We start from the raw sequence: 23,755 nt of genomic DNA, 5'->3' as shown, positions 1-23,755 counted from the left end.
CCACCGCTCGGCCGGGTGCCGCAGCGTGACAGGAGTTTCGAAAACGCCGGCGGCGCCTGCCGAGGTGTGACGATTCGCCGGACCGACCTGGGGTTTCCGGTCGCACCTGCCGGGCCTTTGTCGGTCGCCGAAACCGCGCGTCCGGAGAACACATCGCGCCGAACACGGTCAAGCCACCATGAAGGGCCACGACCCGACTCGGCCCGCCGAATGCAGTCAATTTATCGACGCCTACGCGTCACCGTTTTTAACCGAAGCGAGACGAGCCACCACTAGGGTCAGTGAACCGATTGATCGGCGTCGTGGCTGAATCTGTCCCCGGGGTGGGTGGGGAACCGGAAGGGGTGGGAATGAGGGGGGTGGCTCCGCTGGTCATCGGCATTGCCTCCTCGCCGGCCGAACGCAGGCAGCTCGCGCGTCTGCTCGGTGGGACCGAGGCGTTCCTGATCGTCTCGAGCGTCGACCAGGCGCGCACGTTCCTCGGCGTGTCCGGCACACCGGTGCTTCCGCCCGGGCCCGTCGTGACGGCCCAACGCGTCGTGACGGCCGAACCTGTCGTCACGGCCGGACCAGTGGCAGCCGGACCTGTCGTCACGGCCGAACCGGTCGTGACGGCTGGACCAGTGGCAGTCGGACCGCTCGTGACGGCCGAAACCGTCGTGACCGCCGAGCCGGTCGTGACCGCCGAACCGGTCGTGACCGCCGAGCCCGGGCTGGGCGTCGGGACAGCGCCGCCGACCGATTTGAGCGTCGACTCCGACCGACGGGTGCTGCGCTGGCTGGACCGCGAGGTCGAGTTGACCCGCCTGGAGCACGACTTCCTGCGGTGCCTGATCGGCGCGCCCGGGCAGGTCTGGACCTACGAGCGGCTGCACCTCGAGGTCTGGGGCAACGTGCACCTCGGGCGGGGCTCCGACATTCACTCGGTGGTGCGCAGGGTGCGGCACAAGCTCGCCCGGCTGGGCGCCTCGGCGTCGATCCACGCGGTCCGCGGCGTCGGCTTCCGTCTCGCGTCGGTCTGACCCGTCCGGCCTCTTCGAGGTCCTCCGACGCGGTCCGGCCCGCCTGGTCGCAACCAGGCGGGCCGGATCTGTCAACTGACGGTCGGTGTCAGCAGCGGACGGGAGACAACGCGAAGTCCTCCACCGTGGGGGTGGTGGTGTTGATCCTCGTCTGCCGGGTCTGGGGCTTCCAGTTGTCCTTGGCGACGATCATCGTCAACGGGTTGTTCCGACGGTCCATCCAGTAGGCGTACTTGCCCTCGGCGTCCGTGGAGAACGTCCAGGACATCGCCCACGAGTCGACCTGGACGGTGGCACCGGAGAGCGGCGAGCTGGCACCCTGGCAGCTCGTCCCGGTGACCGTGCCCGTCAGCTTGCCCCAGGTCGTCGGCTGCAGCACGTTCATCGTGACCGCGACCGGCTCGACCGTGTACGGGGTGTTCTCCTTGATGGCGACCGAGGCGGTGTAGGTGCCGGGCTGGTCCACGTTCGCCGTCATGCCGACGTTGACCGTGACGGCCTCGCCCGGCGCCAGGGTGGCCGCCGTCTTGTCGATCGTCATCCAGCTGACGTCGGCGGTGCTGACGGCGCACTCGTCGAACCCGGGCAGCGCCTCGCTGTCCCGCGTCGCGGTGAAGCCGCCGGAGGAACCGCCGACCTTGTAGAAGCCGCACGCCGCGCCGCCGCGGTACCGCGCCGTGTTGGCGTTCGGCAGGCTCGACCACGAGGAGGTGGCCGGGTCGTAGGCGAAGCCCACGTTGGTGATGGCGCCACCCTGCGAGCCGCCGACGACCAGGAACTTCCCGTTGGCCACGGCGAACGAGCTGGCCCAGTTGTCGGCCGGCGCGTCGGCGATGGCCGTCCAGGTGTTGGCGCCCGGGTCGAAGGCGTAGCTCGCCTTCTGCGCCACGGAGCCGTCGTTGCCTCCGGTGCAGTAGACGATGCCGTCGATCCCGCCGCAGGAGAGGAAGGCCACCGACTTCGGGTAGTCCGCCAGGGTCTCCCAGCTGTCACTGGCCGGGTCGTACCGCACGACGTCGTTCGACATCGGCGTGCAGGACGCCGTGGTGCAGCCACCGATGGCGTACAGCTTGCCGCCCGCGACCGCCTGGCCGGCGGCGGAGCGCGGCGCCGGGTTGTCGGCCTTCTCCGTCCAGGTGTTGGCCGCCGGGTCGTACGACCAGGTGGTGCCGTCCGGGCCGGCCGCCGCCCAGCCGCCGGTCGCGATGATCTTGCCGTCCAGGACGCCCACCGTCATGGCGGTACGCGCGCCGGGCAGATCGGCGATCGCGGTCCAGGTCTGCGCGACCGGGTCGTAGGCGTAGTTCTTCGCCGAGGACGCCGAGCCGGTGCCGCCAGCGATGGAGTACACCTTGCCGCCCAGGTTGACCACCCGGTTGTCCATCACCACGGCCGGGTAGTTGGCGATGTCGGTCCAGGGCGCGGCCTGCGGGCCGGCCTCGGGCGACGCCGCCGCCGTCGACTTGCCGGACGTCTTCGCCGCGAACGAGGTCGGGACCTCGAGCCGCTGCACCGGCGCGCCCTGGGAGCCGAGCACCTCCTGCTTGCTCATCCGGGACCCGTCGGCCCGCAGCAGCTCGAACCCGCCGGCGCGCTCACTGAACTCGACGGAGACCGGGGCCCCGCCGGTGTTCGTCACCGTGAACGCCTTGGTGACCTTGCCGCTGGGCATCCGAGCAGTGCCGGTGACCTGGGCCGGCTTGACCGACAGGCGGCCGGCCGCGAGCTGGAAGTTCGCCGCCGTGGCCCAGTCGGCCTGGACGTCGACCTGCTTGCTCTGGCTGACGTAGTTGCCGGCCCGGGCGGTGAACTTGTGGGTGTCCGTCAGCGTCGAGAACAGCCAGTAGAAGCCGTCCGCCAGCCCCGGGTCGTCCGGGGTCGCCACGGTGGTGGCCTTCTCCGCCGGCCGGTCGTCGCTGGTGACGGTGGCGCCGTTGACGTAGCCGTTGTCGTTCTTGTCGCGGACGTGGCCGAGCACCAGGCCGCCGTCGACCGGCGTACAGGTGAGCTGGCTGCCGATCAGGACGTTGTCGATCGACCACCACCACTCGTACGAGGCGTCGTAGTAGCGGAACCGGACCCGCGCCTGGGCCTGGCCCGCCGCCTGCGGGATGGCGACCTCGGTCACCTTCGGGCCGCGGACGTCGGCCGCCTGCCGGAGCACGTTGGTCCACGTGGTCCCGCCGTCGAGGCTGAGGTCGACGTCGGCGCGGTCGCTGCCCAGCCAGTTGTAGTCCTGGTTGAACCGGATGACCGGTGCGGTGACGCCGGTCAGGTCGACGACCGGGCTGACGAGCGAGGTGTCCTGCTTCCCGCCCGAGCCGTACTCGTCGCTGTCGACGATCGCGAAGTTGCCGGTGCCGCCGGTCAGGTTGCCCCGGGCGCCGTCGTCCGTGAACTTCCAGACCTGGCCGCTGGCGGCGTGGTCCACGACGGACCAGCCGGCCGGCACGGTGCTGCCGTCGAAGGTCTCGTACTCGCCGTCGGAGCCGAAGCGGTAGCCGGGTGCGGTCGTGCAGGCGTTGGTCTGCACCGGCACCGCCACGTTGGCCGTGGCGTTACCCGTGCCGACCACGACCTGCTTGGTCACCGTCTGGTAGCCCGGGTACTGCGACTCAACCTTCAGGTCGTAGGTGGCACCGGCCGGCAGCTTGAGGCTGTAGCGGCCGTTGACGGGGGTGGTGTAGTCGGACACGCCCGACGGACCCTGCACGGTCACCTTGGCGTAGAGCGGCCAGCCGTGCCCGGAGCCGTCGGTGACGGTTCCGCTGACGGTGACGCTCGGCACCGCCGTCAGCGCCACGTCGACGGTCGTGGTCGCGTTGCGGGCGACCGTGGCCGGCGTGGTCTTCGCCTGGTAGCCGAACGCCGCCACGGCGACCTGGTAGTCGCCGGCCGGAAGCAGGGACGAGTACGTCCCGTCGGCCCCGGTGGTCAGCTCGCGGTCCGCCGCGCCCGTCAGGGTCACCGTGGCGCCGGCGATCGGGGCGCCGGTGGTCGCGTCCGTGACCTTGCCGGCCAGGGTGCCGGTGTCGCCGATCGGGGCGGCGCTGAGCAGCGCGAGCGCGTCCAGGCGGCCCTCGCCGAACACGTTGTTGTCGTCGGTGGTGCCACCGCACTGGGTGTCGGCCTTGTCGGTCGCCGAGTTGTCCAGCAGCGCGCGGGTGGCGTTGACGTCGCCGACGAGCGCCGGTGCGGCGGACCACAGCAGCGCGATCGCGCCCGCGAGGTGCGGGGCGGCCATCGAGGTGCCGTTGTAGCTGGCGTAGCCACCGCCCGGAATGCTCGACCGGACGTTCACCCCGGGCGCCGCGATGTTGGGCTTGATCTCGCCGTTCTGGCCGGCGCCGCGGGAGGAGAAGCTGGCGATGTTGTTGTTGACGTCGTAGGCGCCGGCGGAGTAGTTGCTGACCAGGCTGCCCGGCGAGCCGCTGGTCTGGCAGGCCGATCCGCTGTTGCCGTTGGACCAGACGCCGAAGATGCCCGACGCGGTCCAGGCCAGCGTCACGTCCTCCATGAACGGGTCGTTGGAGGGCAGCGTGGTTCCCCACGAGTTGTTGATGATGTTCGGGCGCTTGCTCGCGTCCGGGTTCTGGCCGGTGAGGTCCGTCGGCTCGAGCATCCACTGGCCGGAGGTGACCAGCGCGGCGTCGCTCGGGCAGCAGCCGTTGGCCGCGATCCACTTCACGTCGGGTGCGACGCCGATCTGGTTCGCACCGGCGGAGCCGGCCATCGTGCCCATCGTGTGCGTGCCGTGGCCGTTGGTGTCACAGGGCGCGGCGCAGGAGCCGGTGGCGCGGTACCAGTTGTAGTTGTGGTCGAACGTGCCGTCGCCGTTGTTGCCCCGGTAGGAGTTCACCAGCGCGGGGTGGTCGAACTGGACCCCGGTGTCGATGTTCGCCACCGTGATGCCGGCGCCCTTGGCACCGTACTGGGACCAGACGTCGTCGGCGTTGATGTTCGCGATGCCCCACTCGAGGGCGTTCACCGTCTTCTCGTCGGTGCCCTCGGAGACCTCGGGCACCTTGTAGGCGACCGGGGCGTACAGGCCCTCGACCTCGGCGTGCGCGGCGAAGCTCTGCGCCATCGTCAGGGAGCCGCCGCTGACCTTGATCGCGTTGGTCGCCCAGAAGGTCTCGTACTTCGTGCCCGTACCGTCGAGCTCTGCCCGGATCTTGGACTGGCTGCCGGCGGCGGTCTTCTTCAGGGCGTCGGCGACGGCGGTACCGCGCTTGGCCCAGTCCTTGATGGCGGCGGCCTGGCTGAGGTCCGCCTTGTCCTTGAAGCGGATCCAGAAGTCGCCCTCCGTCTTGCCCTGGAGTGCCTTCGTGAGCTCCGGCCGGATCTTGTCGGACGGGGAGGCTTGTGCGCCTGACCCTGTCGCGGCCAGGCTTGTCGCGGCGAGGATCATCGCCGCACCGGCGCTGACCAGTGATCTGGCCCAGCGCCTGGTGGGTGGACGTGTGAACATTCGGTGGTGCCTCCTCCAGAACGACCCAGAGTGGAACGAGCCATGGTGGAGGGCGCAGGGGCTCGTCTCCGTTCGGATGAGCGGGATCCGACCCCTCCATGCCCCCCAAGGAACCGCGCGGGTCACGCCGGCTGCCCGTCTGGACACTATGATCGACAAGAATGGGCGATCAAGAACTTGCCGTAAGCAATTTGTCACTAGCCGTTGGCCGGCAAATGGGGAGCTTGCCAATGATTGTCACGGTCATGACGAAGATGGGCAGAGGTTGCCCGTAGTTTCCGGGTGGGTGCTGTGGGGGCACGCGACGAAAGCACTGCGTCGGGCGGACCAGATCCGGCCGACGAACCATTTCCGCTGGTGATCGCGGTGACGCCGTCGGCGGCCGAGCGGATACGACTCGCGGAACGACTCGACGGGGTCGCGCCGCTGCTGCTGGTCGCCGACCTCGACGAGTTGCGCCGGCTGATCGCGGCGGCGCCGGGGCCCGCCCCGGCGGCGTCCGCGCGCCCGCCGACCGCCGACGACGACGCACTGCTGATCGACTCGGCCCGGTCGACGGCCCGCAGCCGGGGCCGCGAGATCGGCCTGACGCGCCTCGAGCACGACCTGCTGGCCTGCCTGACCACCGAGCCGATCCGGGTGTGGAGCTACGCCGAGCTGCACCGCTCGGTCTGGCGTGACGAGGGACGGGAACGCAGGGCGGACGTGCAGTCCCTGGTGAAGCGGCTGCGTCGCAAGCTCCACGAACTCGGCACCGGGGTGGCCATCGACGCGGTGCGCGGCGTCGGGTTCCGGCTGACCGACCATCAGCAGCCGAAGGTCAGCGGTTCAGGATGACTGCCTGACTTGGGCAGCCCGGGTCCGGCCCCGCGCGACCGGCGGGCCGAACCCGACCGGGACGCCGGGGGAATACAGCACGCTCACCGGCGCCCCGGCGGGCGGCGGCAGCCCGGCGGCGGCGACCAGCTCGTCGTCCAGGTGCAACAGCTCCGCCCGGTGCAGCGGCCAGCGGGGATGCCAGTTCGGCAGGTGCAGCGTCCGCCCGTACGCCCGGGTGTGCAGCCCCCAGCGGGCGGTGACGAAGTGCTCCAGCGGGGTCGGCTCGGCGACCGGCTCCCCCACCCGCACCACCATGCGGCTCGTCGCGCCCACCGGGCCGGGCCAGCGGCGCCGGCACCGGTAGGTGCGGCGGTCGCCGTCCCGGACCAACCGCATCGCCGACCACATGTACGGCAGCCCCAGGGTCACCCGGGCGACCAGCACCGGGACCAGCCGCGACGCGTCGAGCGAACGGAACACCACCGCGCGCCGGCCGGTGTCGTCCACCGAGTAGAGCCGGACGTTGGTCTCCCAGAAGCTGCCGAAGTACGGGATCCCCGGCCCTCGGCCGAGGCCCAGCCCCACCATCCGGAAGCCGATCAGACCCACGTAGCTGACCCCGTCGAGGGTGTCGGGGCGGGTTCCCTCGGGCAGCAGCGGCGCGACGAGTTCCGGCGCGACCGCCCAGTGCAGAAAGGTCAGGTCCTCCCAGCGCTGCCGCAGGATCCCGCACCGGAACGCCTGCTCGGGCGCGGCGTCGACCGGCTCGATGTGCACGTACCCCATCCTGCCCCGCCCGGGCGGGTGACGTCACCCCGGGGCAGCGCCCGGTCCGCCGCCCCGGGGCCGTCGCCGGCGACCCGCGCCGACGCGCGGCCGGTCAACGATGAACGGCGGCCTCCGCGCCCTCGCGCCCCCTGGGGAGGACCGGATCGGGCGCGCTCCAGGACCGCCACAGGCGGCTGTACCCGCCCCCGGCCGCCAGCAACTGCTCGTGCGTGCCGTGCTCGACGACGCGCCCGTGCTCCAGGACGACGACGCGGTCCGCGGTGGCCGCCTGGCTGAGGCGGTGGGCGACGATCAGCGTGGTACGGCCCTCGGTGGCCGCCGTGGCGGCGCGGTCGAGGTCACGCGCGCCCGCGCTGCCGGCCTCCGCGGTGGCCTCGTCGAGGACCGCGACGGCGGGGTCGGCGAGGACGAGGCGCGCCAGGGCGAGCTGCTGGGCCTGGGCGGCGGTGACGTGCCGCCCGCCCTCCCCCACGCACGTGTCGAGACCCTCGGGCAGGGTACGCAGCCAGTCGGCGACGCCCACGAGCTCGAGCGCGGCGGTGATCTCGGCGTCGGTGGCGTCCGGGTCGGCGAGGCGCAGGTCGTCGCCGAGCGTCCCGGCGAAGACGTGCACCTCCTGGCTGATCAGCGCGATCTCGCGCCGGACGCGGTGCTCGTCCAGGTCGGTCAGCGGCACGCCGCGCAAGCGGACCGAGCCGCGGGTGGGCGCGATGATTCCGGCGGCGACACCGGCGAGCGTGCTCTTGCCCGCGCCGCTCGCGCCGACGAGGGCGACGCGTTCCCCCGGTGCGAGACGGAGGGCGACGTCCCGCAGCACGACGGGTCCGTCGTCGTAGCAGTGCCGGTCGACGACCACCTCCAGCGCCGCGGGTTCGAGCGCGCCCGGCCCTGCCGTCCCGGGCCGTTGCGCACGGGCGGGCCCGGAACCGTCGGGCCCAGCGGTGTCGGGCAGCGCGGTGACGCCCACGAGCCGGGCGAGGCTCGCCCCGGCCTGGAGCACGGAGTCGGACTGGAGCAGCAGCAGGCCGATCGGGTTGAAGAGGCGGTGGAAGTAGAGGGCGGCGGTGGTCGCCGCCCCCACGGTCGCCAGGTCGTCGCGGACCAGCAGGAAACCGGCGAGCAGTACGGCGGCGAGCCCCACGAACTCGGACCGGTTGATCCGCAGCCCGAACCGGGTGTGCAGGCCGAAGATCTCCAACGACAGGTCGCGGGCCGTGGCGGAACGATCGGCGATCCGACCGACGTGTGCGTCCTCCATCCGGTACGCGCGCACCGTCGCCGCGCCGCGCAGCGCCCCCGCCATGGCCTGTGCCCGCTCGCCGGTCGCCACCCGCTCGCGCGCGTAGTACGGAACGGACCGCCTCAGGTACCAGTACAGCGCCACCGCGTAGGCGGGGGCGGCGGCCAGCCCGGCGAGGCCGAGCCGCCAGTCAAGGGCGAAGAGCCCCGCCGCGGTCAGCACGATGGACAGCAGCGCGCCGAGGAAGGCGGGTCCGCTGGTGGCGATCACGTTCGTCACCACGGCCACGTCGTCGCCGGCGCGGGCCACCAGGTCCCCGGTCCCGGCCCGCTCCAGCGTGGCCGACGGCAGGTGCAGGGCACGGTCGAGGACCCGCTCCCGCAGCCGCGCCAGCACGGTCTCGCCGAGGCGTGCGGTGAGCGCGGCGCCGATCGCGGTGAGGACGCCGGCGAGCACCGCGGCGCCCGCGATCACCCCCGCCCAGGCCACCATCCGGGGCGTGTCGGACCCGGCGATGACGTCGTCGACGAGGCGGCCGAGCACCCAGGGGGCGACCAGCCCGGTCGCCGCCGCGGCGACCAGCAACGTGCCGGCGGCGGCGCTGAGCCCGGGCAGCCGGGCGAACTCGACCCGGAGGGCGGCCCAGGTCTGCCGCGCGGTGGCCGTGGGCAGCAGCCGCCTGGTCCGCACGCCGGGCGTGCTCGACTCGTCGGTCATCGCAGGACCTCCTCCCGGTAGCGGGCGTCGCTGGCGAGCAGGTGCTCGTGCGGGCCCTCGGCGACGACCCGCCCGCGGTCGAGCACGACCACCCGGTGCGTGCTGCGCAGCAGGACCGGGCTGTTGGTGATCAGCACCGTGCCGCGGGCCGCCGCCGCGCGGGCCGAGGTCAGCCCCTCGGCGAGCAGCGCCTCGGTCACCGCGTCGACCGCCGTGGTGGGGTTGTGCAGCACCAGCACCGGTGGGTCGGCGACGAGCGCCCTGGCCAGCCCGATCCGCTGCCGCTGCCCGCCGGAGAGGTTGGCGCCCCGCTCGGTGAGCAGCCGGTCGAGGCCGTGCGGGTGCGCGGCGAGCACGTCCTCGGCCGCCGCGGCGCGTACGGCAGCGCACAGGACCGCCTCGTCGGCGTCGGTGCCGGCGGCGAGGTTGGCGCGCAGCGTCCCCTCGAACAACGCCACGTCGTGCTGCTCGACCAGGAGGATGCCGCGTACGGCGTCGACGTGCAGGTCCTCGGCGGGCACGCCGTCGACGTACAGCGTGCCCCGGTAGTCCTCCCGGGGCACGCGGCCGGACAGCAGCGTCACCAGCGCCTCGGCCTCGCTCGGGTCGTGGGCGAGCACACCCAGGACCTCACCGGCGCCGACGCGCAGGCACAGCCCGTCGAGTCCGGCGTAGCCGATCGCGTCGAGGGTGAGCCGCGCCGGGTCCGGGGCGGGTGGCCCGGCGGTACCCGGCCGGGTGAGCGGCTCGGCGCCGAGCACCCGGGCGACCCGTCCGGCGCTGGCGCGGGCCATGGCGAACAGCTGCACGGACCAGCCCAGCGTCTGCACGGGCTCGGCGACGAACTGGGCCAGCCCGACGACGGCGACGAGTTCGCCGACGGTGAGTCGGCCCTGGATCGCGAGCCAGCCGGCGACCCCGGCGACCGCCGCGAGGAAGAGGCCGTTGACCGTGGTGGTGAGCCCGAGGTGCAGGCCCTTGGTGGTGGCGGCGCGCAGGGTGACGTCGAGGGCGTGGCGGCTGGCGGCCGCGTACCGGCGGGCGGCGTGGTCCTGCGCGCCGATGCCGCGCAGCACGCGCAGGCCGGTGACGAGGTCGACGGCGAGCGAGGTCGTGGCGGCGAGGGCCTCCTGCTGCGCGGCGCTGCGCCGGCTGAGCAGCGGCGCCATCCGTTGCAGGGCGACGACCACCAGCGGCACGCCGACGAGCACACCCAGCCCGAGGGGGACGTCGACGACGAGCAGCGCGACGGCGGAGACCGCGATGGCGGTGAGCGCGGCGGCGCAGAGCCCCGCGACCCGTACGACGAGCGCGGTCAACTCGGCGTCGGAGGCGGTGACGGACAGCAGCTCGCCGTCGCGCATGCCCGAGCGGTTCCCGCGCGGGTCGAGGGCGCTGCTGGCGATCTCGACGCGCAGCAGGTGGGCCTCCTGCTCCAGGGCGGCGTACCCCAGGCGGGCGCCGGTGCGGTAGGCGAAGGCGAGGACGGTGAAGAGGACGGCGAGACCGGCGAGGGAGAGCAGCAGCGCCCGTACGTCCCCGGTGGCGACCGCGCGGTCGATGATCACGCCGATGGCGACCGGGACCAAGGCCTCGGTGGCCTGGTGGGTGCAGAGCAGTGCGGTGCCGGCCACCACGCGGCCGCGCTGGCGGCGCAGGGCGCGGCGCAGGACCGTCCCGCCGCTGATCTTCTCGGCTGCCACGGGCGTCAGGCCCCGACGAGCGCGAACGACGATGTGTGCACGAGCTACGCCCTCCCAGCGATCGAGGGCCAGGTTAGCCTCACCTAATGGCTCCGGTGAACGGGGGCTCGGCGACCGTCAGGCGCGCCGGGGCCCGGGCTGGTCGCCACGTGATGGCGGCCGATCGGCAGCATCAGCGGCTTCTGCGACGTCGGATCGACGATCACCTGGCTTTCGAGGCCGAACACCGCGCGGACGCACTCCTGCGTCAGGACCCGCGCCGGCTCCCCCTAGGCGTTGGCCGGGTCCTCCCCGGCTGCGGGCCGGTAGCAGTCAGTCGCCAGGATCAGGGCGACGCGGTCCCGGCTCGCGGTGGTCGTGAGGCTGATCGTGATCCCGGTGTCGGGGTCGCGCATCGACACGGCGCCCCGGGTACCGTCGGCGAAGGTGCGGTCCTCGGTGATCTCGTAGCCCTGCTGCCGCCACATGTCCCGGATGCGCCGCAGCGTGGTGATCTGGTCGGCGGGCGGGACCGGGAGTCCGGCGAAGCCGCTCAACGTCCACCGTCCGTCGTCGGCGATCTCGCCCCGCTGGCCCTGGCAGGGCGAGGTGTTGGTCCGCCAGGCGTCGAGCGCGACGCCGGCGGTGGTGGCGACGGCCTGGGCGCGAGCCTCGGCCAGGGTGCTCACCTCGGCGGCTGCCTTGGTCTGCAACGAATCGTCCTTTCCTGACGACGAGCCGGGTTCCCCGCCCGCGCAGGCGGTGGCGGGCACCAGCACGGCCGTCACCGCCACGGCGCGCCACCGGGGCGTGCGGTGACGCGGGGTCATGGGGCTGTGCCGTGGTCGAGGGCGGCTGCCTCGTAGTCGCCGACGATGACGGCCGCCTGGGAGCGCAGCATCTGACTGTTCTGCGCCCAGTATCCGCTGTGGCCGGAGGTGTCGACGTGCAGGACGTTGCCGCCGAACTCCGGGTCGTGCGGGGCGGGGCCGTGGATGCCGACGAGGCCGTCGACCATCCATTCCCCGACGACGGGCACGCGGTCGAGCCAGCCGATCGTCTCCTCCGGTCGCGCGACGACGGTGTCGTCGGCCGCGGCACCGGCCCACACGTGTCTCGGGTCGATGTTGAACTCGCCGGCGTTCTCGACGCGCATGCCGGGACTGCCGACGGCGATCATGTCGTCGACGGCGAGGCCGTCGCCGTTGCTGGCGGCCTCGCCGAGGACTGTCGACCCGTAGCTGTGACCGATGGCCGTGAGGTGGGACGGGCCGTCGTCGTGGGAGGCGCGGAGCCCGTCGACGAAGCCGTCGAGCGCGCGGGCGCCGGCCTCGGACCTGGCTCCGAACACGGCGCTGACGATGTCGAGGTCCAGCGACGGGGTGTCGTAGCCGAGCCAGGCCACGACGGAGACGTCGCTGCCGGCGGGAGCAAGCTCGACCGAGGCCTCCCGCAGGTCGTTGGCCCGACCGATCAGGCCGCGGATGTCGTCGAGCTCGGTGCCGACGCCGGGCACGAGGACCGCCGTGTGGGCGGCGGTGTCCGGGTTGCCGATCGCGACCGCCGCCTTCCCGTCACCCGCCGGATCGACCGAGAGCAGGTAGAGCCGTTCGTGCGGAGCCGCGTTCTCCGTGCCTTCCAGTTTGTCCAGCAGCATGAGCGCGGCGGCGTGCTGCGGGTCGTCCCGATCGCGGTGCCGGCCCACGTCGTCACCGACGAACGTACGCAGCGCCAGTTGGTTCGCCGCGTCGCGGTCCGTGGCGGGCAGCCCGTCGAGTGCGCCGATCCGCTCCGGGTAGGCGGTGAGGTAGACCTGCCGCTCGTCGTCGGACAGACCGCTCCACCAGGCGTGCACGTCGGCGGGGCTGCTGCCCGGCGCCGGGATGCTGTCCTCGCTGAGCTGGAGCGCCGCGGCGGCGGCGAGGGCGCCGTCGTTGGCCCTGTCGTACTCCCAGGCGAACTGCCCCGGCGCGCCGGGCTTCAGCTGGCTCAGGGCGCGGGCGATCCGGCTGTCGGCCTCGGTGGCCTCGGCGACGATCCGCGTGATGAGGTCGGTGTGGATCGCGGCGTTCCGGACATGTCGACGGTGCAGCGTCTCCGCGTCCGGGTCGTGCCTGTCCCCTGCCGCCATCGCCGGCGCGGACACCCGCCCGGCCTCGTCCACGGTCAGTCCGAGGGATCGGGCGGCGCCGACGGCCGACTCCAACCGCCGCTGCAGGTCGCCGAACTCCTCCGCCGCTTCCCGCAACACGCTCGCGGCGGTCCGCGTCTGCAGGCTCGCGACCTCGAACTCGTCGTCGAGCTCGCTGAGCCGGCCCATCGCGGCGCTGGCGGCCGGCCCCTGCCAGCCCGAGGAGCGCAGCGGCCCGGTCAGCTCGGCCCCACACCGCGCCTCCAGCTCCGCGCAGGCCCGCGACAGATCCGTCCAGGCCTGCGCGGCGTCCCGCAGCGGGGCGACGCGCGCCTCGCGCAGGTCCGCGTACGTCACCACCGTGCGGTCACCGCCCGGGGATGTCGAAACGGGCGGCGCTGGCCTCGTCGCTGTAGCGGTAGTCCATCGCGCAGCCCTGCAGGGCGTCGCCGACCTGGGACAGATAACGTTCCAACCCGGCCAGGTCGTCCGACCACGACCAGCGCAGCTGCTCCAGCGCCACCCGGGTCTGCCAGCCGGGCAGACCGGAGACCGCGGCCCGCGTCTCGTCTCCGACGTCGGACACACCGCGCCGCAGGTCGTCCCGCAGGTCGTCGCACACCCGCGACGCCTTCTCCAGCAACTCCGGCTCGACGTGAAGTTCGATCACTGACTGGCCTCCCGCGAAGATCGATGCGAGCCTACCTAACCGCCCTACGCACCGCGCGGATCGGTCGACTCAGCCGGTGCCCAGCCCGGCCAGCACGTCGCCGGCGCGCAGCACCGTCCACGGGTGGCCGGGCGTGCCGGTCACCGTCACCACCGTCGAGCCCGGCGCGACCGGGGCGGGCGCGGGGACCAGCCGGTCGAGGGCGTCGGGGTCGACGGCGCCGGCCAGGACCGTGCGGCCGGCCAGGTCGGGCGGCACGCGGATCCCGCCGGTGTCCACCGACGCCGCCGCGCGGACGGCGGCCACGTCGGCCGGTACCTCGGTGTAGGTGCGGTCCGCGTGGCCGACCAGGATCCGGTCGGCGCGCCCGACCGCGTGCCACGCCAGCAGGTCGAGGACCGTGGCGTGGTGGCCGCCCAGGAAGTGCTCCCACTGGTCGGCGGCCGCTCGGGCGAGCTGGTCACCGTGGCGGTCGACACTGTGGCCGTAGCCACGGCCGGTCAGGGTCAGGTCGGTCCAGAGCAACCGTCGGGAACGCAGATCCACGACCATCGGCAGCAGCATCCGGGCGTTGCCGCGCAGGTCGAACCGCTGCGCGACCCGGGCCCCGTCGAACTGCTCGCCCCTGGTGAGGGGCAGCATGACGCCGGCGAGCGCCTCCGTGAGGGCCTCGAACGGCACGGCGTTGTAGCTGAGGACGGTCGGCACCGCGTAGTGCACGCCGCGCTCGGCGAGACGGGCCAGGTGGAGGTCGAGGAACTCGGTGGCCCCGAGCGGAGCCGGGGCGGAGGTGAGGTCGCCGGAGTGGATCGCGCCGTCGCCGGCGAAACGCAACCGGGTGAAGTCGCAGTGGCCCACCCGCCGCCAGTCCCGGTCGAAGAACACACAGGACAGGTCGAGGTCGACCCGCGTGGCGCCCGGGTCCTCCCAGTGCAGGAAGAACCGCAACACCTGCGCGCCGGGCAGCGCCCGCACACTGCCCCGGGGCCACCCCGCCAGCTGCGCCGAGGCGGCCCGCTCCCGCGTCGGCGCGGGCACCTCGGCCAGGGCGGCGTCGAGGACGGCCACGTCGAACCGGCCGAGCCGGGCGGCGCGGACGGTCAACTCGGCGTCGACCAGTTCGCGTACCGCGGTGATCGCCGGCGCGGGCACCGGCGGGCGGCGCTCGGGCTCGGTCCAGGTGGTCACGACGCTGCCGCGGGGATGGAACACCCGCCGGGGCATACCGGGACCGGGACGGCCACCGACGATCCCGGACTCCTCGACGGTCCCGGACTCATCGACGGTGCCGTCTCCGGGCGGCGCCTCGGCGGGAGGGGCTGCCTCGCCGCCCGGCCGGAGCGCCCCCCGCAGGAAGCCGGGGCCGACACCGCGCACGCCCCGCGCGACGGCGCGCAGGACGTCGCCCAGGCCGACGGTGAGCGCCGGTGCGGCACCGGTCTGCTCCGAGCTGCGGGCCCGCGCCGCCGCCCGCGCCCGGGCGGTGGCCGCCAGCTCGGCGGCCGTCGCCCGTACCGTCCGGTCGCGGCCGGTCAGCTGAGCCGCCGCCGCGGCGAGCACACCTGGTGCCACCCGGGCCACGGTCCGGCGCATGGCTGTCTCGACGGCCGCGTACGCCGCCGGATCGTCCCCGGCGACCCGCAGCAGGTGGTCGAGCCGGCGCCACATCTCGCCCGGACGTTCGGTGAGCAGGCGGGCGGCCTCCGCCGCGTCGTCGCCGGTCAGTGCCTCCTCCACCAGGGACGCGTGGGTCCGCACGCGGACCGTGACCGTGCCGTCGGGGTGCCCGGTCGGCACGAGCCGCCGGGGCTCGCGGGCGCAGGCCGCCACGATGGCCGCGCCCAGGACACCGGTGCGGGCCGCGCGGGTGCCGCGCAGCGCGGCGAAGGCGACGGCCGCCGCCGGGTGCGCGGCCACGTTCTCGTACGGGTGCAGCCGCTCGCCGAGGCGCTTCCAGACGGTCGGATGCCGCCGCAGATCCTCGGCCGCGCCCGCGGCACCGCAGGCGTCGAGATGTGCGAGAGCCGCGCGCCGCAGCGGCCGGGGCAGGGCCCGCACCCGGGTGACCGGCACGACGACGGCGGGCTCGTGGGCCGGACGCCAGGCCACGCCCGGAGCCGTGGACTCGTCGTCGCGCCGCGGCAGGACCAGCCCCGGGTCCCCACCCGAGTACGCCCACAGGGTCCGCGCCACGTCCGTCGCGGTCGACCACCGCCGCCGGGCCGCGGCGACCACGTCGCGGTAGCCGGGGGTGCCCGTCGCGGCGTGCAGCGCCCGGGCGACGACCAGCGCGAGGGTCTCCCGCGCGGGCACCACCTCGGGCAGCCAGTCGAGGCGGCCCGGCGCGGTGGCGTCCACCAGCACCCCGAGGTCGGCCCGGTCGGACTCGCTCAGCGCGGCGGGCCGGGCGACCAGCTCGTCCCGGAGCCGGACCGCGGCGCCGACCGGGTCGGCCTCGAGCCCGGCGAGGCGCATCGGTGCGGCCGGGACGGGGTGCTCGCCGGCGTCCCCGGCCGACGCACCGGCTCGCCGCAGCGGGCGTCGCGTCGGGGCCGAGGGCGCGACGATGGGAAGGTAGGTGTCGTCCGCCGCCAGCCGGCGCCCGCAGATCGGGCACGCGGTGATCTGCTCCGGCGGGAAGCACGCCGGGCAGACGGGATGGCCGCACGGATCCAGCGGCGCGCCACCGTCCTCGCGGCCGCACAGCACGCAGGGCGCGCCGGGCACGGCGAACAGGTGGGTCAGCAGCCGCCGTACGTAGACCGCCTCGACGTCGCGCGGGGTGTCGGGGAACGAACGGTAGAGCGGCAGCATCGGGCGGTCCGCGCCGACCATCTCGTCGATGGTCGCCAGCAGCCAGTCGGCCCACCGGACCCGCACCACCGCCGGCAGCCGGGCCGCCGCCGCGCGCAGGTCCTCCCGGAGCAGCCAGCCACGACCGGCCAGATCGGCCTCGAGCGCGGCCACCCAGGCGACACCGTCCGCAGGGGCGGCGCCCGTGCCCACCACCGCGACCCGGCCGGTGCGTCGCAGCAGCACCACAGCCAGCGGATCCATGCTCGCGCCTCCCGTGCGAAGCGGTGGGCGGAGAGTCGCGACGCTAGTTGCCAGGACAGGGTGAGAAGGAAGCACCGCGGGGAGCCGCCCACCGCGGGGAGGATCATACGGGCAGCCACGGCCAACCTCACCCCGATTCCCGGTCAGCACACGCCCGTCTGGCTCGCCAGGGACAACGCCCGCCGGACGGATCGGATTACCCTCGCCGGTATGAGCCGACGCACCGATCCGGTTCTGCGTCCCCTGTGGCGCGATCGCGACTTCGGCGCCTACTGGGCTGCGCAGTCGCTCTCCGCCGCCGGCGACTCGTTCGCCTACATCGCGGTGCCGCTGCTCGTGCTCCACGCGACCGGGTCGGTCGCCCAGATGGGCCTGCTCACGGCCGCGGCCGGTGCCGCGTCTGTCGGCGCGGGGATCTTCGGCGGCGTCCTGGTCGACCGGTACGACAGACGGAAACTGATGATCACCGCCGACCTGGTCCGGCTGGTGCTCTACGGCCTCATCCCCCTGGCCTGGCTCGGTGGTCCGCAGGTCTGGCTGCTCTTCGTCGTGCTGCCGATCTGCGAGGCCGCGGGCATGGTGTTCCAGGTCGCCGCGGTGACGGCGGTGCGCAACCTCGTCGACCGGCCCAGGATCACCGAGGCCAACGGTCGCCTTCAGGCGGCGTACGCGGCGGCGGCCGTGCTCGGGCCGCTGCTCGCCGGCGTGGTGTCGGCCCGCTTCGGCGCCACGGCGGCCATCGCCATCAACGCGGCCAGCTTCGCCCTGTCGGCCTTCGGCCTCTGGCTGGTGCGGCTGCGGCGGCCCGACGAGGGTGAGCGGGCCGGCGGCGCGGCGGCGCGCGGGGGCCGGCTGGCCGAGTTCCTCGCCGGCGCGCGGTTCCTCTGGCGGCAGCCCGTGCTCCGGTCGCTGACCGTCCTGCTGTCGGTCTTCATCTTCCTGACGTACGGCTTCACCGACGTCCTCGTCTACCACGTCAAGCACGACCTCGGCGGCTCCGACGGCACGGTCGGCACGGTGCTGGGGTTGGCGGCCCTGGGCACGGTCGTCGGGGCGCTGCTGGTGGCGCCGCTGCGCCGCAGGCGTGGCTTCGGCATCACCTGGATCGGCGCGCACGCGGTGTGCGGTCTCGCCATCGTGGGCATCGGCGTCGTCGGGAGCGTACGGGGCGTCACCGTGCTGACCGCGGTCTACCTGTGCGGCGTCAGCGTGGGCGGGATCTGCTCGATGTCGCTGCGCCAGGAGATCACGCCGGACCACCTGCTCGGGCGGGTCACCTCGGCGTTCTGGAGCACGCACTACGCGCTCGGTCCGGCCGGCGCCGCCGTGCTGACCTGGGCGGCGGGCCGCTACGGCGTCACCGCGGTCACTGTCCTCGCGGGATCGGGGTGCCTCCTGGTCGCGGTCGGCGGGCTGTTCACCCCGATCCGCCGCGCCGGCTCGGAGCCGGTGACCCGCACGCCGGCGCTCCCGCGGCCCGCGACCAGCCAGGCGTCGTGACCTCGGGACGTACCACCCGCACGCCGGCCCGCGCGCGGCACCGACGCAGCCGTGCCGCCACCCTCGCCGGGGGTCAACGGTAGCCCTGCCCGGAGCCGCCGAGCCGGCGTGCCGAGGGTGCCGCCGGGCCCACCGGCCGGCCGACCCGGGCCACGTGCAGCAGGCGCTCCGACGCCACGCCCAGCAGCGCGCCGAGGGCGTCGCGGGTCGCGGCGGTGTCGATCAGCTGGCTCAGCGGGTGCGCCGCCAGCCCGGCCGCGTGCAGGGTCAGCCACACGCGCGCGAGCACCCGACCGAATTCGACATGTGTCGCGTCGTCCGTCCCCGGCGGTCCGATCAGGACGATCACGGCGCCACCGCGTGCGAGCGGGTTGCCGGACGCCGCCGCGAGGAGCCGGGGCAGGCCCAGCGGGCGCAGGACCGGGTACGCCGCCAGCGCCGCCCGCAACGCGGTCGCCTCGCGCCCGGACAGACCCAGGCACCGGTCGGTGAGCCCGTCGGCGTGGTAGTCCGGGTGCGCTGGCGTGAGCCGCAGCCACGACCGCAGCTCGGCGACCACCGCGGGTTCCGCGTACGTCTGCCGGTCGGCGGCTCTCAGCAGGCGGGCCAGCCGGCCGGCGTCCGGTACGGCCCGGACCGTCCCGCCCGACGCCCGCGCGACGGCGTCGGCGGCGGCCAGCACCTCGGCGTCCGGGCCGGCCGAGAACCGACCCCGGTGGGTGCGGCGGGTGAGCACCTGCGCCGCGTCGAACGGGGTGTCGTAGCGGTGCGGGGACGCCCGCAGCCAGCCCGCCCGACGGTCGGCGGCACAGTGGTCGGCGACGAAGCGCAGCCGGAGCCCGGCGTCGGCCGCGACGACCAGACAGGTCTCGACGAAGGCGCCCAGGGACAGCCGCAGGTCCCGGCCGGACGGATCGGCCGCCGGCAGGGTGTACGCCAGTTCCCAGCCGACCCGGACCGCCCCGGGCTGATGGTCGAGGCGCCACGGCTGGGTGTTGTGCGCGCTCGGCGCCCGCCAGCAGAGCGGCGCTAGGGCGCGGAACGCCGCGAGGTCCATCTCTACAGCGCCTTCTCGTAGAAGGTGTACCCGTGCAGCGGCCGGCCGCCCGACGCCCGGTACTGCGCGGCCGAGGCCGGGTTGTCCCGGCCGACGTAGGTGCTGCGCAGCGTGGTGTACCCGCCGGCGTGCAGGTTGCGGCGCAGCGCGCCGGAGAGCAGCCGCTGGTACCCGCGCCCCTGGTACTCGGGCAGCACGCCCTTGACGATCAGCACCGCCTCCCGCCGGTACCGGCGGCGGACCGCCAGCAGCCGGAGCTGGTGGAGCAGGTTGAGGTCGCCCCGGACCCGGACGACGAACTCGCTGATGTCCGGTACGCAGAGCACGAACGCCACGGGCCGCCCGGCCCTGGTCAGGTAGAGCAGCAGTGACTCGTCCAGCAGGTACGCGAGCCCGTCGGTCTGCCGGCGCAGCTGCGCGGCGGAGATCTCGGTGTAGTAGCCGAGCTGGGCGAAGGACGCGTTGAGCATCCCGCGCAGCAGTTCGAGCTGCTCGGCGAGGCGCCGGATGTCGCCCCGGTGCACCCGCAGCTCCGCGCCGTCGGGGTCGGTGCCGGGCTGGTCGGTGCCGCGCGGGTCGGTGCCGCGCGGGTCGTCGTCGCCGGCGGAGACCGGGCAGATCCAGGTGTCCGACTCGAACCGCCGGCGGAAGCCGTACGACTCGTAGGCGGTCACGTACCGGGGCGGGTTCCAGGCGCTGTCGATGAAGCCCCGGTCGGCGTACCCGGAGGTGATGACGCCGCCCGACTGGTTGGGCAGCAACGCCACCGGCCCGAAGAGCGCCTCGCGGTCGCCGGCGGCGCGGGCGGCGGCGACGATCGCCTCGAACAGCGGTCGCGCCGCCGCCTCGGTGAACTCGGTGAGCCCGAAGAGCTGGCACCGCCGGCCGAGCTTGGCGTCGAGGGCGGCGTCGGTGTGCAGGGTGGTGCGCCCGACGACCACACCGGTGCCGCCGTCGCGCAGCACGTACATCGGCACGCCGTCGCGCCACCACCGCCGCACCTGCTGGCGTGTCGGCGGCACGAAGCGTGGCTCACCGGCGTACACCCGGTCGGTGAGCGCCAGGAACTCGCGCAGGCCGCGCCGGTCGACGACCCGTTCCAGGCCGCGCGGGGCGGTCATCGCCGCACCGCCGGTCCCACCGTCTCCGAGCCCAGCGGCGTGAACGTCTCGATGTGCCCCAACTCGGTGGACTCGGCCCGCCACAGCCCGTTGGAGTAGCCGTCGGGTTCGGCGGTGAAGAGCCGGATGAAGCCCGCGGTGGCGTTGCGGTCGCCGTCGGTGAGCCAGACCATCAGCTTGCGGTGGTGGCGGGAGCGGGCGAAGCGCATCAGTGCCTCGCGGTCGGTGAAGAACGCGACGGTGCCGAGGGTGAACGGGAACTCCCAGTACACCCGGTGCCAGCGGTATCCGGACATGCGGTGCATGTCGCGGACCATCCGGCGCCAGGCCGGGAAGAGCCGCAGGATCGCCAGCGGCCCGCGGTAGCGGGTGGCGCCGAAGAACATGGCGCCGGCCTGGGCCCGCGCGGGGGCGCGGGAGAAGTCACGGGTACGCATCGCTCAGCCCTTCAGGTAGACGTTCTTGATCTTCTGTTGTCCGGCGAACGGGCCGCCGCCCGGTTCGTGCAGCTCGATGCGGAGATCACCGGCGGTCGGGTCCTCGGTCAGCGACTGCGCGAAGTCGCGGGAGACGGCCGCCAGGTGCCGGCGTACGCCGCTGCGGCAGGCGGCGGCGAGAGCCTCGCGGTCCGACCCCGACAGCGGGCGGCGCAGTTCCAGGTGGACCACGGGCCGGGTCTCCAGCGCGGCGTCCTCGGCCAGCGACAGGCAGAACCGGCTGATCTCGGCGGCGTACGGGTTGTCGGCGTAGAGGCCGTACTCCACGTCCTGCGGATAGAGGTTGGCGCCCAGGTACGACACCGTCGAGTCGCGCCGGCCGAACAGCAGCAGCACCGGCAGGGTCATCCGCTCGCTGGCCAGCGCCGCGCGGCACTCGGCCCAGCGCTGCGGGTCGCGGCGGACCAGGTCGAGGATCCGTCGGTACCTGACGAGCAGCGCCTCGTCGCCGACGTTGTACCGCAGCCGTGGCTGCAGGACGTCGGGACCGGTGATCGTGCAGAGCAGTTCCCGGCGCCCGTTGGTCTCCAGGTAGGTGGCCAACGGGTTGTACTGGAACGCCATCGGCAACCGCTGCTCGTCGGCGCCGAGCAGTGCCGCCCGCAGCTCGGGGTCGCTACGCAGGCGCCCCCGCAGCCACACGGTGAACCGGGTCTCCGCCCCGATGCCGATGGTCAGGTCCGAGGCGCCGTACGCCGACCGAACCCGCAGGAACCGCTCCTCCAGGTAGCCGCGCAGCGCCTCCGTCATCCCCTCTCCCCCGCAGCTCGCGAAGATGCGGTGGCGCGACCAGTCGAAGCCCTCGGCGTCGAGCCGGTCGCGCAGGTGCTTGAGGAACGGCGGGTACGCGGTCACCAGGTAGTCGAAGTCCGGGCCGAACTCGCGAAGCGTGTCGACGATCTTGCCGAGGTCCGGGCCGGTGTTCTTGACCACCGCGATCCGGGCCATCGCGGCGCCGGTCGTCGTCCCGGTCGCCCACGCGCCCATCGAGTAGGCGTTGATGACGAACGGGCGACGCATCGGGAAGACCAGGCCGGTGTAGCCGACGATGTCGCGGTGCACCGCGCGCAGCTCGCGCTCGCCCCGGGGCCAGTTGAAGGGCCGACCCGACGAGCCGGCCGACTCGTCGACCACCACGCCCCGCTCCGGCAGTCGTCCGCCCCGGCAGCGCCGGGCGGCGTCGAAGGGGACGACGTAGCTCACCTTGTCGGTCTCGGGGAAGTCCCGTAGCCGGCGGCGGGCCCCGGCCGGCCGGGCGCGCAGGAAGGCGCGGTACGCCGGGACGTCCAGCGCGGCGAGCGCGCAACCCGCCCGCGCGTTCGCCGCCGCGAGCAGGTCCAGTGCCCGGTGGTGCCGCCGGGCCGACCACCGCCACGAGGCGGGATGGCTGCCGGCGAGCCGCACCGCCGCCCCGATCAACCGACCGAAGATCGTCAGACGTGCCCGTCGCCAGCGCTCGCCGGCCGTCAGACGTGGTGCCGTGAGAAAGGACGGTTCAGCGTATCGATGCAGCGTCTCGGCCATGTCAGAATCCTCGGCGCAGCCGACCGCGGATGCCTGAGCTGTCGCACCGACCGACGCTGAGTATCCGCACCCATATCGATCCGGGCGCCGGCCCCTACCCGAGGTGGGTGCAGTGGGCGACCGTGGCGTCGTCCGGAACCGGCGCATCGGGGCCGCCGCGGGCGCCGGCCTCGGCCTGCCGGACGCGGCGGATGACCTCGGCCGGCCCGTGCGCGCCGAGCAGGTCCGCTACGCCGGACCAGTCGGTCAGGCCGTACGGGCTGACGATGCGGCTCGCGCCGTTGCTCAGCAGCGCGACGCCGTTGAGGTCGTCGAGGGGCCGGCTGCCGGTCACCGCCTCCTCCGCCGCCTGTGGATCGTCCTTGGCGATCCAGTAGCCGCCCGGCTGGTTCCGGCGCGCCCGCAGCGCCGCCACGCAGGAGTCCCGGATGCGGTCGTACTCCCGGGTTCCCCTGGGGACGCCGTCCAGCGGCGCCGAGCAGACCCGCCTGGCAGCGACCTCGCGCTCGTCGGTGCGGACCTGCGGGCCGCCGCGGACCTGGTCGAGGACGAGGAAGGAGTCCGCGAGCAGGAGATGGTCCAGGCGACCCCGGTGTGCGCGGACGATCACCACGGTCGCCTGCGGGCTGCCGGGGTTCGTGAGGTCGCAGGTGTCGCGGTGGTCGGCGGCTGTCTCGTCGATCGCGCTGGCGAGGATCGCCGCGAGGTCCCGCCCGTCGTCGCGCGACAGCCGGCCGAGCAGCGCGCCGCCGAGGCGGTGCGTGTACCAGGCGACACCGTGGGAGCAGATCGACTCCGTGCCCGGGATGCCGGCGCCGTCCAGCAGCACGGCGGCGCCGGGGACAGCGCCCACGAAGTCCTCGTTCGGCCTGCCGGCCCTACCGGCGCTGGTCGCCATGCTGACGTGCACTCGCGGACTCCTCTCGGTCGCCCGGCCCGCCGTCGCGCCGCTGAGCGTCGCCGGTCAGGGGCGGGAAGGGAAGCCGGTCACCGGACCAGTCGCTGCGAGATCCAGTCGGCCGCCTGCTCGACCGCCCGCCGGGACTCGTCGGTGTGGGTCCAGCATGTCGAACCCGCGCCGCCCGCCCGGTACGTCGATCACCCGCCGCGACGATCGCGCCCGGCGCGACGCGCGGGTCGGCGCGGACCCGCTCCACGGCCGAGGCGACGTCGAGGGCGGCGGTCGGGCAGTCGGTGACGGGGCCGGCCGTTGCCGTGCGGCTCAGGCCCCGGTGCCGGGCGACCCGGGCGGCGGCAACGGCAACTCGACGGCGTCCACCGTCGCGACCCGCACGGCCGAATGCGCCGGCGGCAGCTTGTCGGCTCGCGGCGAACGACTGTGCACCCGGCCCCGGGCGGCCCGGGCCCGCCGGCCCCGCCCCACGCCAGGGACCCGCGGGAACGGGGGGGGCGGGGGGGTGGAACGGCCGGCCCCCCCCCGCCCCCCCCGCCGGGGCC

The 23,755-nt window shown here is 74.2% G+C and carries 16 protein-coding genes; 3 read left to right on the top strand and 13 right to left on the bottom strand.

All coding sequences use genetic code 11. The features are described 5' to 3' along the window. The first annotated feature begins 290 nt into the window (after positions 1–290). On the top strand, positions 291–1,022 hold the full coding sequence (locus ACPXCB_RS14915) for a winged helix-turn-helix domain-containing protein (protein ID WP_425875788.1): 732 nt from the start codon (positions 291–293) through the stop codon (positions 1,020–1,022). Positions 1,023–1,110: 88 nt separating this feature from the next. On the opposite strand, the gene ACPXCB_RS14910 is transcribed toward ACPXCB_RS14915, so the two are convergent. Beyond that, positions 1,111–5,493, bottom strand: coding sequence for a S8 family serine peptidase (locus ACPXCB_RS14910; RefSeq protein WP_425875786.1), 4,383 nt, complete (start codon positions 5,491–5,493; stop codon positions 1,111–1,113). Between the two features lie 357 nt (positions 5,494–5,850). On the opposite strand from ACPXCB_RS14910, the gene ACPXCB_RS14905 reads away from it, so the two are divergent. Continuing rightward, positions 5,851–6,330, top strand: coding sequence for a winged helix-turn-helix domain-containing protein (locus ACPXCB_RS14905; RefSeq protein WP_425875784.1), 480 nt, complete (start codon positions 5,851–5,853; stop codon positions 6,328–6,330). Here the strand turns inward: ACPXCB_RS14905 and ACPXCB_RS14900 are convergent. From ACPXCB_RS14900 to ACPXCB_RS14870, 7 genes are all read right to left on the bottom strand, one after another. Then, positions 6,322–7,089, bottom strand: coding sequence for a YqjF family protein (locus tag ACPXCB_RS14900; RefSeq protein ID WP_425875782.1), 768 nt, complete (start codon positions 7,087–7,089; stop codon positions 6,322–6,324). The two genes, ACPXCB_RS14905 and ACPXCB_RS14900, sit on opposite strands and share 9 nt — an antisense overlap. A 103-nt stretch (positions 7,090–7,192) precedes the next feature. Next, on the bottom strand, positions 7,193–9,058 hold the full coding sequence (locus ACPXCB_RS14895; RefSeq protein ID WP_425875780.1) for an ABC transporter ATP-binding protein: 1,866 nt from the start codon (positions 9,056–9,058) through the stop codon (positions 7,193–7,195). Then, positions 9,055–10,761 carry an ABC transporter transmembrane domain-containing protein gene (locus tag ACPXCB_RS14890; RefSeq protein WP_425875778.1) on the bottom strand — a complete coding sequence of 569 codons (1,707 nt, stop codon included), beginning with the start codon at positions 10,759–10,761 and terminating at the stop codon, positions 9,055–9,057. Before ACPXCB_RS14890 ends, ACPXCB_RS14895 begins: the two co-directional genes overlap by 4 nt. A gap of 269 nt (positions 10,762–11,030) precedes the next feature. Then, entirely contained in the window at positions 11,031–11,570 is a 540-nt protein-coding gene (locus tag ACPXCB_RS14885; RefSeq protein WP_425875776.1) for a hypothetical protein, read from the bottom strand. Further along, entirely contained in the window at positions 11,567–13,231 is a 1,665-nt protein-coding gene (locus ACPXCB_RS14880; protein ID WP_425875774.1) for an alpha/beta hydrolase, read from the bottom strand. The genes ACPXCB_RS14885 and ACPXCB_RS14880 overlap by 4 nt, the downstream gene beginning before the upstream one ends. A gap of 7 nt (positions 13,232–13,238) precedes the next feature. Next, positions 13,239–13,541: a WXG100 family type VII secretion target gene (locus tag ACPXCB_RS14875; protein ID WP_425875772.1), complete on the bottom strand. Its 303-nt coding sequence runs from the start codon at positions 13,539–13,541 to the stop codon at positions 13,239–13,241. Positions 13,542–13,610: 69 nt separating this feature from the next. Further along, a complete protein-coding gene (locus tag ACPXCB_RS14870) occupies positions 13,611–16,598 on the bottom strand; it encodes an MXAN_6230/SCO0854 family RING domain-containing protein (protein WP_425875770.1) in 2,988 nt (995 codons plus the stop codon). Positions 16,599–16,808: 210 nt separating this feature from the next. Between ACPXCB_RS14870 and ACPXCB_RS14865 the strand changes: the two genes are divergently transcribed. Further along, complete coding sequence (locus tag ACPXCB_RS14865) at positions 16,809–18,098, top strand: MFS transporter (RefSeq protein ID WP_425875768.1); 1,290 nt, start codon at positions 16,809–16,811, stop codon at positions 18,096–18,098. A 73-nt stretch (positions 18,099–18,171) separates the two neighbouring features. Here the strand turns inward: ACPXCB_RS14865 and ACPXCB_RS14860 are convergent, their stop codons facing one another. From ACPXCB_RS14860 to ACPXCB_RS14840, 5 genes are all read right to left on the bottom strand, one after another. Next, positions 18,172–19,155: a nitroreductase gene (locus tag ACPXCB_RS14860; RefSeq protein WP_425875766.1), complete on the bottom strand. Its 984-nt coding sequence runs from the start codon at positions 19,153–19,155 to the stop codon at positions 18,172–18,174. A 2-nt stretch (positions 19,156–19,157) separates the two neighbouring features. Further along, entirely contained in the window at positions 19,158–20,276 is a 1,119-nt protein-coding gene (locus ACPXCB_RS14855; protein ID WP_425875764.1) for a hypothetical protein, read from the bottom strand. Next, the gene (locus ACPXCB_RS14850) at positions 20,273–20,713 is read right to left on the bottom strand and encodes a DUF4188 domain-containing protein (RefSeq protein WP_425875762.1); all 441 of its coding nucleotides are present in this window, start codon (positions 20,711–20,713) and stop codon (positions 20,273–20,275) included. Before ACPXCB_RS14850 ends, ACPXCB_RS14855 begins: the two co-directional genes overlap by 4 nt. A 3-nt stretch (positions 20,714–20,716) precedes the next feature. Further along, positions 20,717–22,192 (bottom strand): phenylacetate--CoA ligase family protein, encoded by a 1,476-nt coding sequence (locus tag ACPXCB_RS14845; RefSeq protein WP_425875760.1) that lies wholly within the window; start codon positions 22,190–22,192, stop codon positions 20,717–20,719. 199 nt (positions 22,193–22,391) lie between these two features. Continuing rightward, on the bottom strand, positions 22,392–23,207 hold the full coding sequence (locus tag ACPXCB_RS14840; protein WP_425875758.1) for a hypothetical protein: 816 nt from the start codon (positions 23,205–23,207) through the stop codon (positions 22,392–22,394). Positions 23,208–23,755: the final 548 nt, after the last annotated feature.

This window comes from Micromonospora sp. DT62 (assembly GCF_049847285.1).
Classification (GTDB): domain Bacteria; phylum Actinomycetota; class Actinomycetes; order Mycobacteriales; family Micromonosporaceae; genus Micromonospora; species Micromonospora reichwaldensis.
Note: the sequence above shows the minus strand (reverse complement) of the source record. Positions and strands in the feature narration are given on the sequence as shown.

What these genes read in the sequence shown, in the direction of transcription:
- ACPXCB_RS14910 (WP_425875786.1), bottom strand. Translation starts at nt 5,493, where the DNA reads ATGTTCACACGTCCACCCACCAGGCGCTGGGCCAGATCACTGGTCAGC.
- ACPXCB_RS14895 (WP_425875780.1), bottom strand. Translation starts at nt 9,058, where the DNA reads ATGACCGACGAGTCGAGCACGCCCGGCGTGCGGACCAGGCGGCTGCTG.
- ACPXCB_RS14885 (WP_425875776.1), bottom strand. Translation starts at nt 11,570, where the DNA reads ATGACCCCGCGTCACCGCACGCCCCGGTGGCGCGCCGTGGCGGTGACG.
- ACPXCB_RS14870 (WP_425875770.1), bottom strand. Translation starts at nt 16,598, where the DNA reads ATGGATCCGCTGGCTGTGGTGCTGCTGCGACGCACCGGCCGGGTCGCG.
- ACPXCB_RS14865 (WP_425875768.1), top strand. Translation starts at nt 16,809, where the DNA reads ATGAGCCGACGCACCGATCCGGTTCTGCGTCCCCTGTGGCGCGATCGC.
- ACPXCB_RS14860 (WP_425875766.1), bottom strand. Translation starts at nt 19,155, where the DNA reads ATGGACCTCGCGGCGTTCCGCGCCCTAGCGCCGCTCTGCTGGCGGGCG.
- ACPXCB_RS14855 (WP_425875764.1), bottom strand. Translation starts at nt 20,276, where the DNA reads ATGACCGCCCCGCGCGGCCTGGAACGGGTCGTCGACCGGCGCGGCCTG.
- ACPXCB_RS14850 (WP_425875762.1), bottom strand. Translation starts at nt 20,713, where the DNA reads ATGCGTACCCGTGACTTCTCCCGCGCCCCCGCGCGGGCCCAGGCCGGC.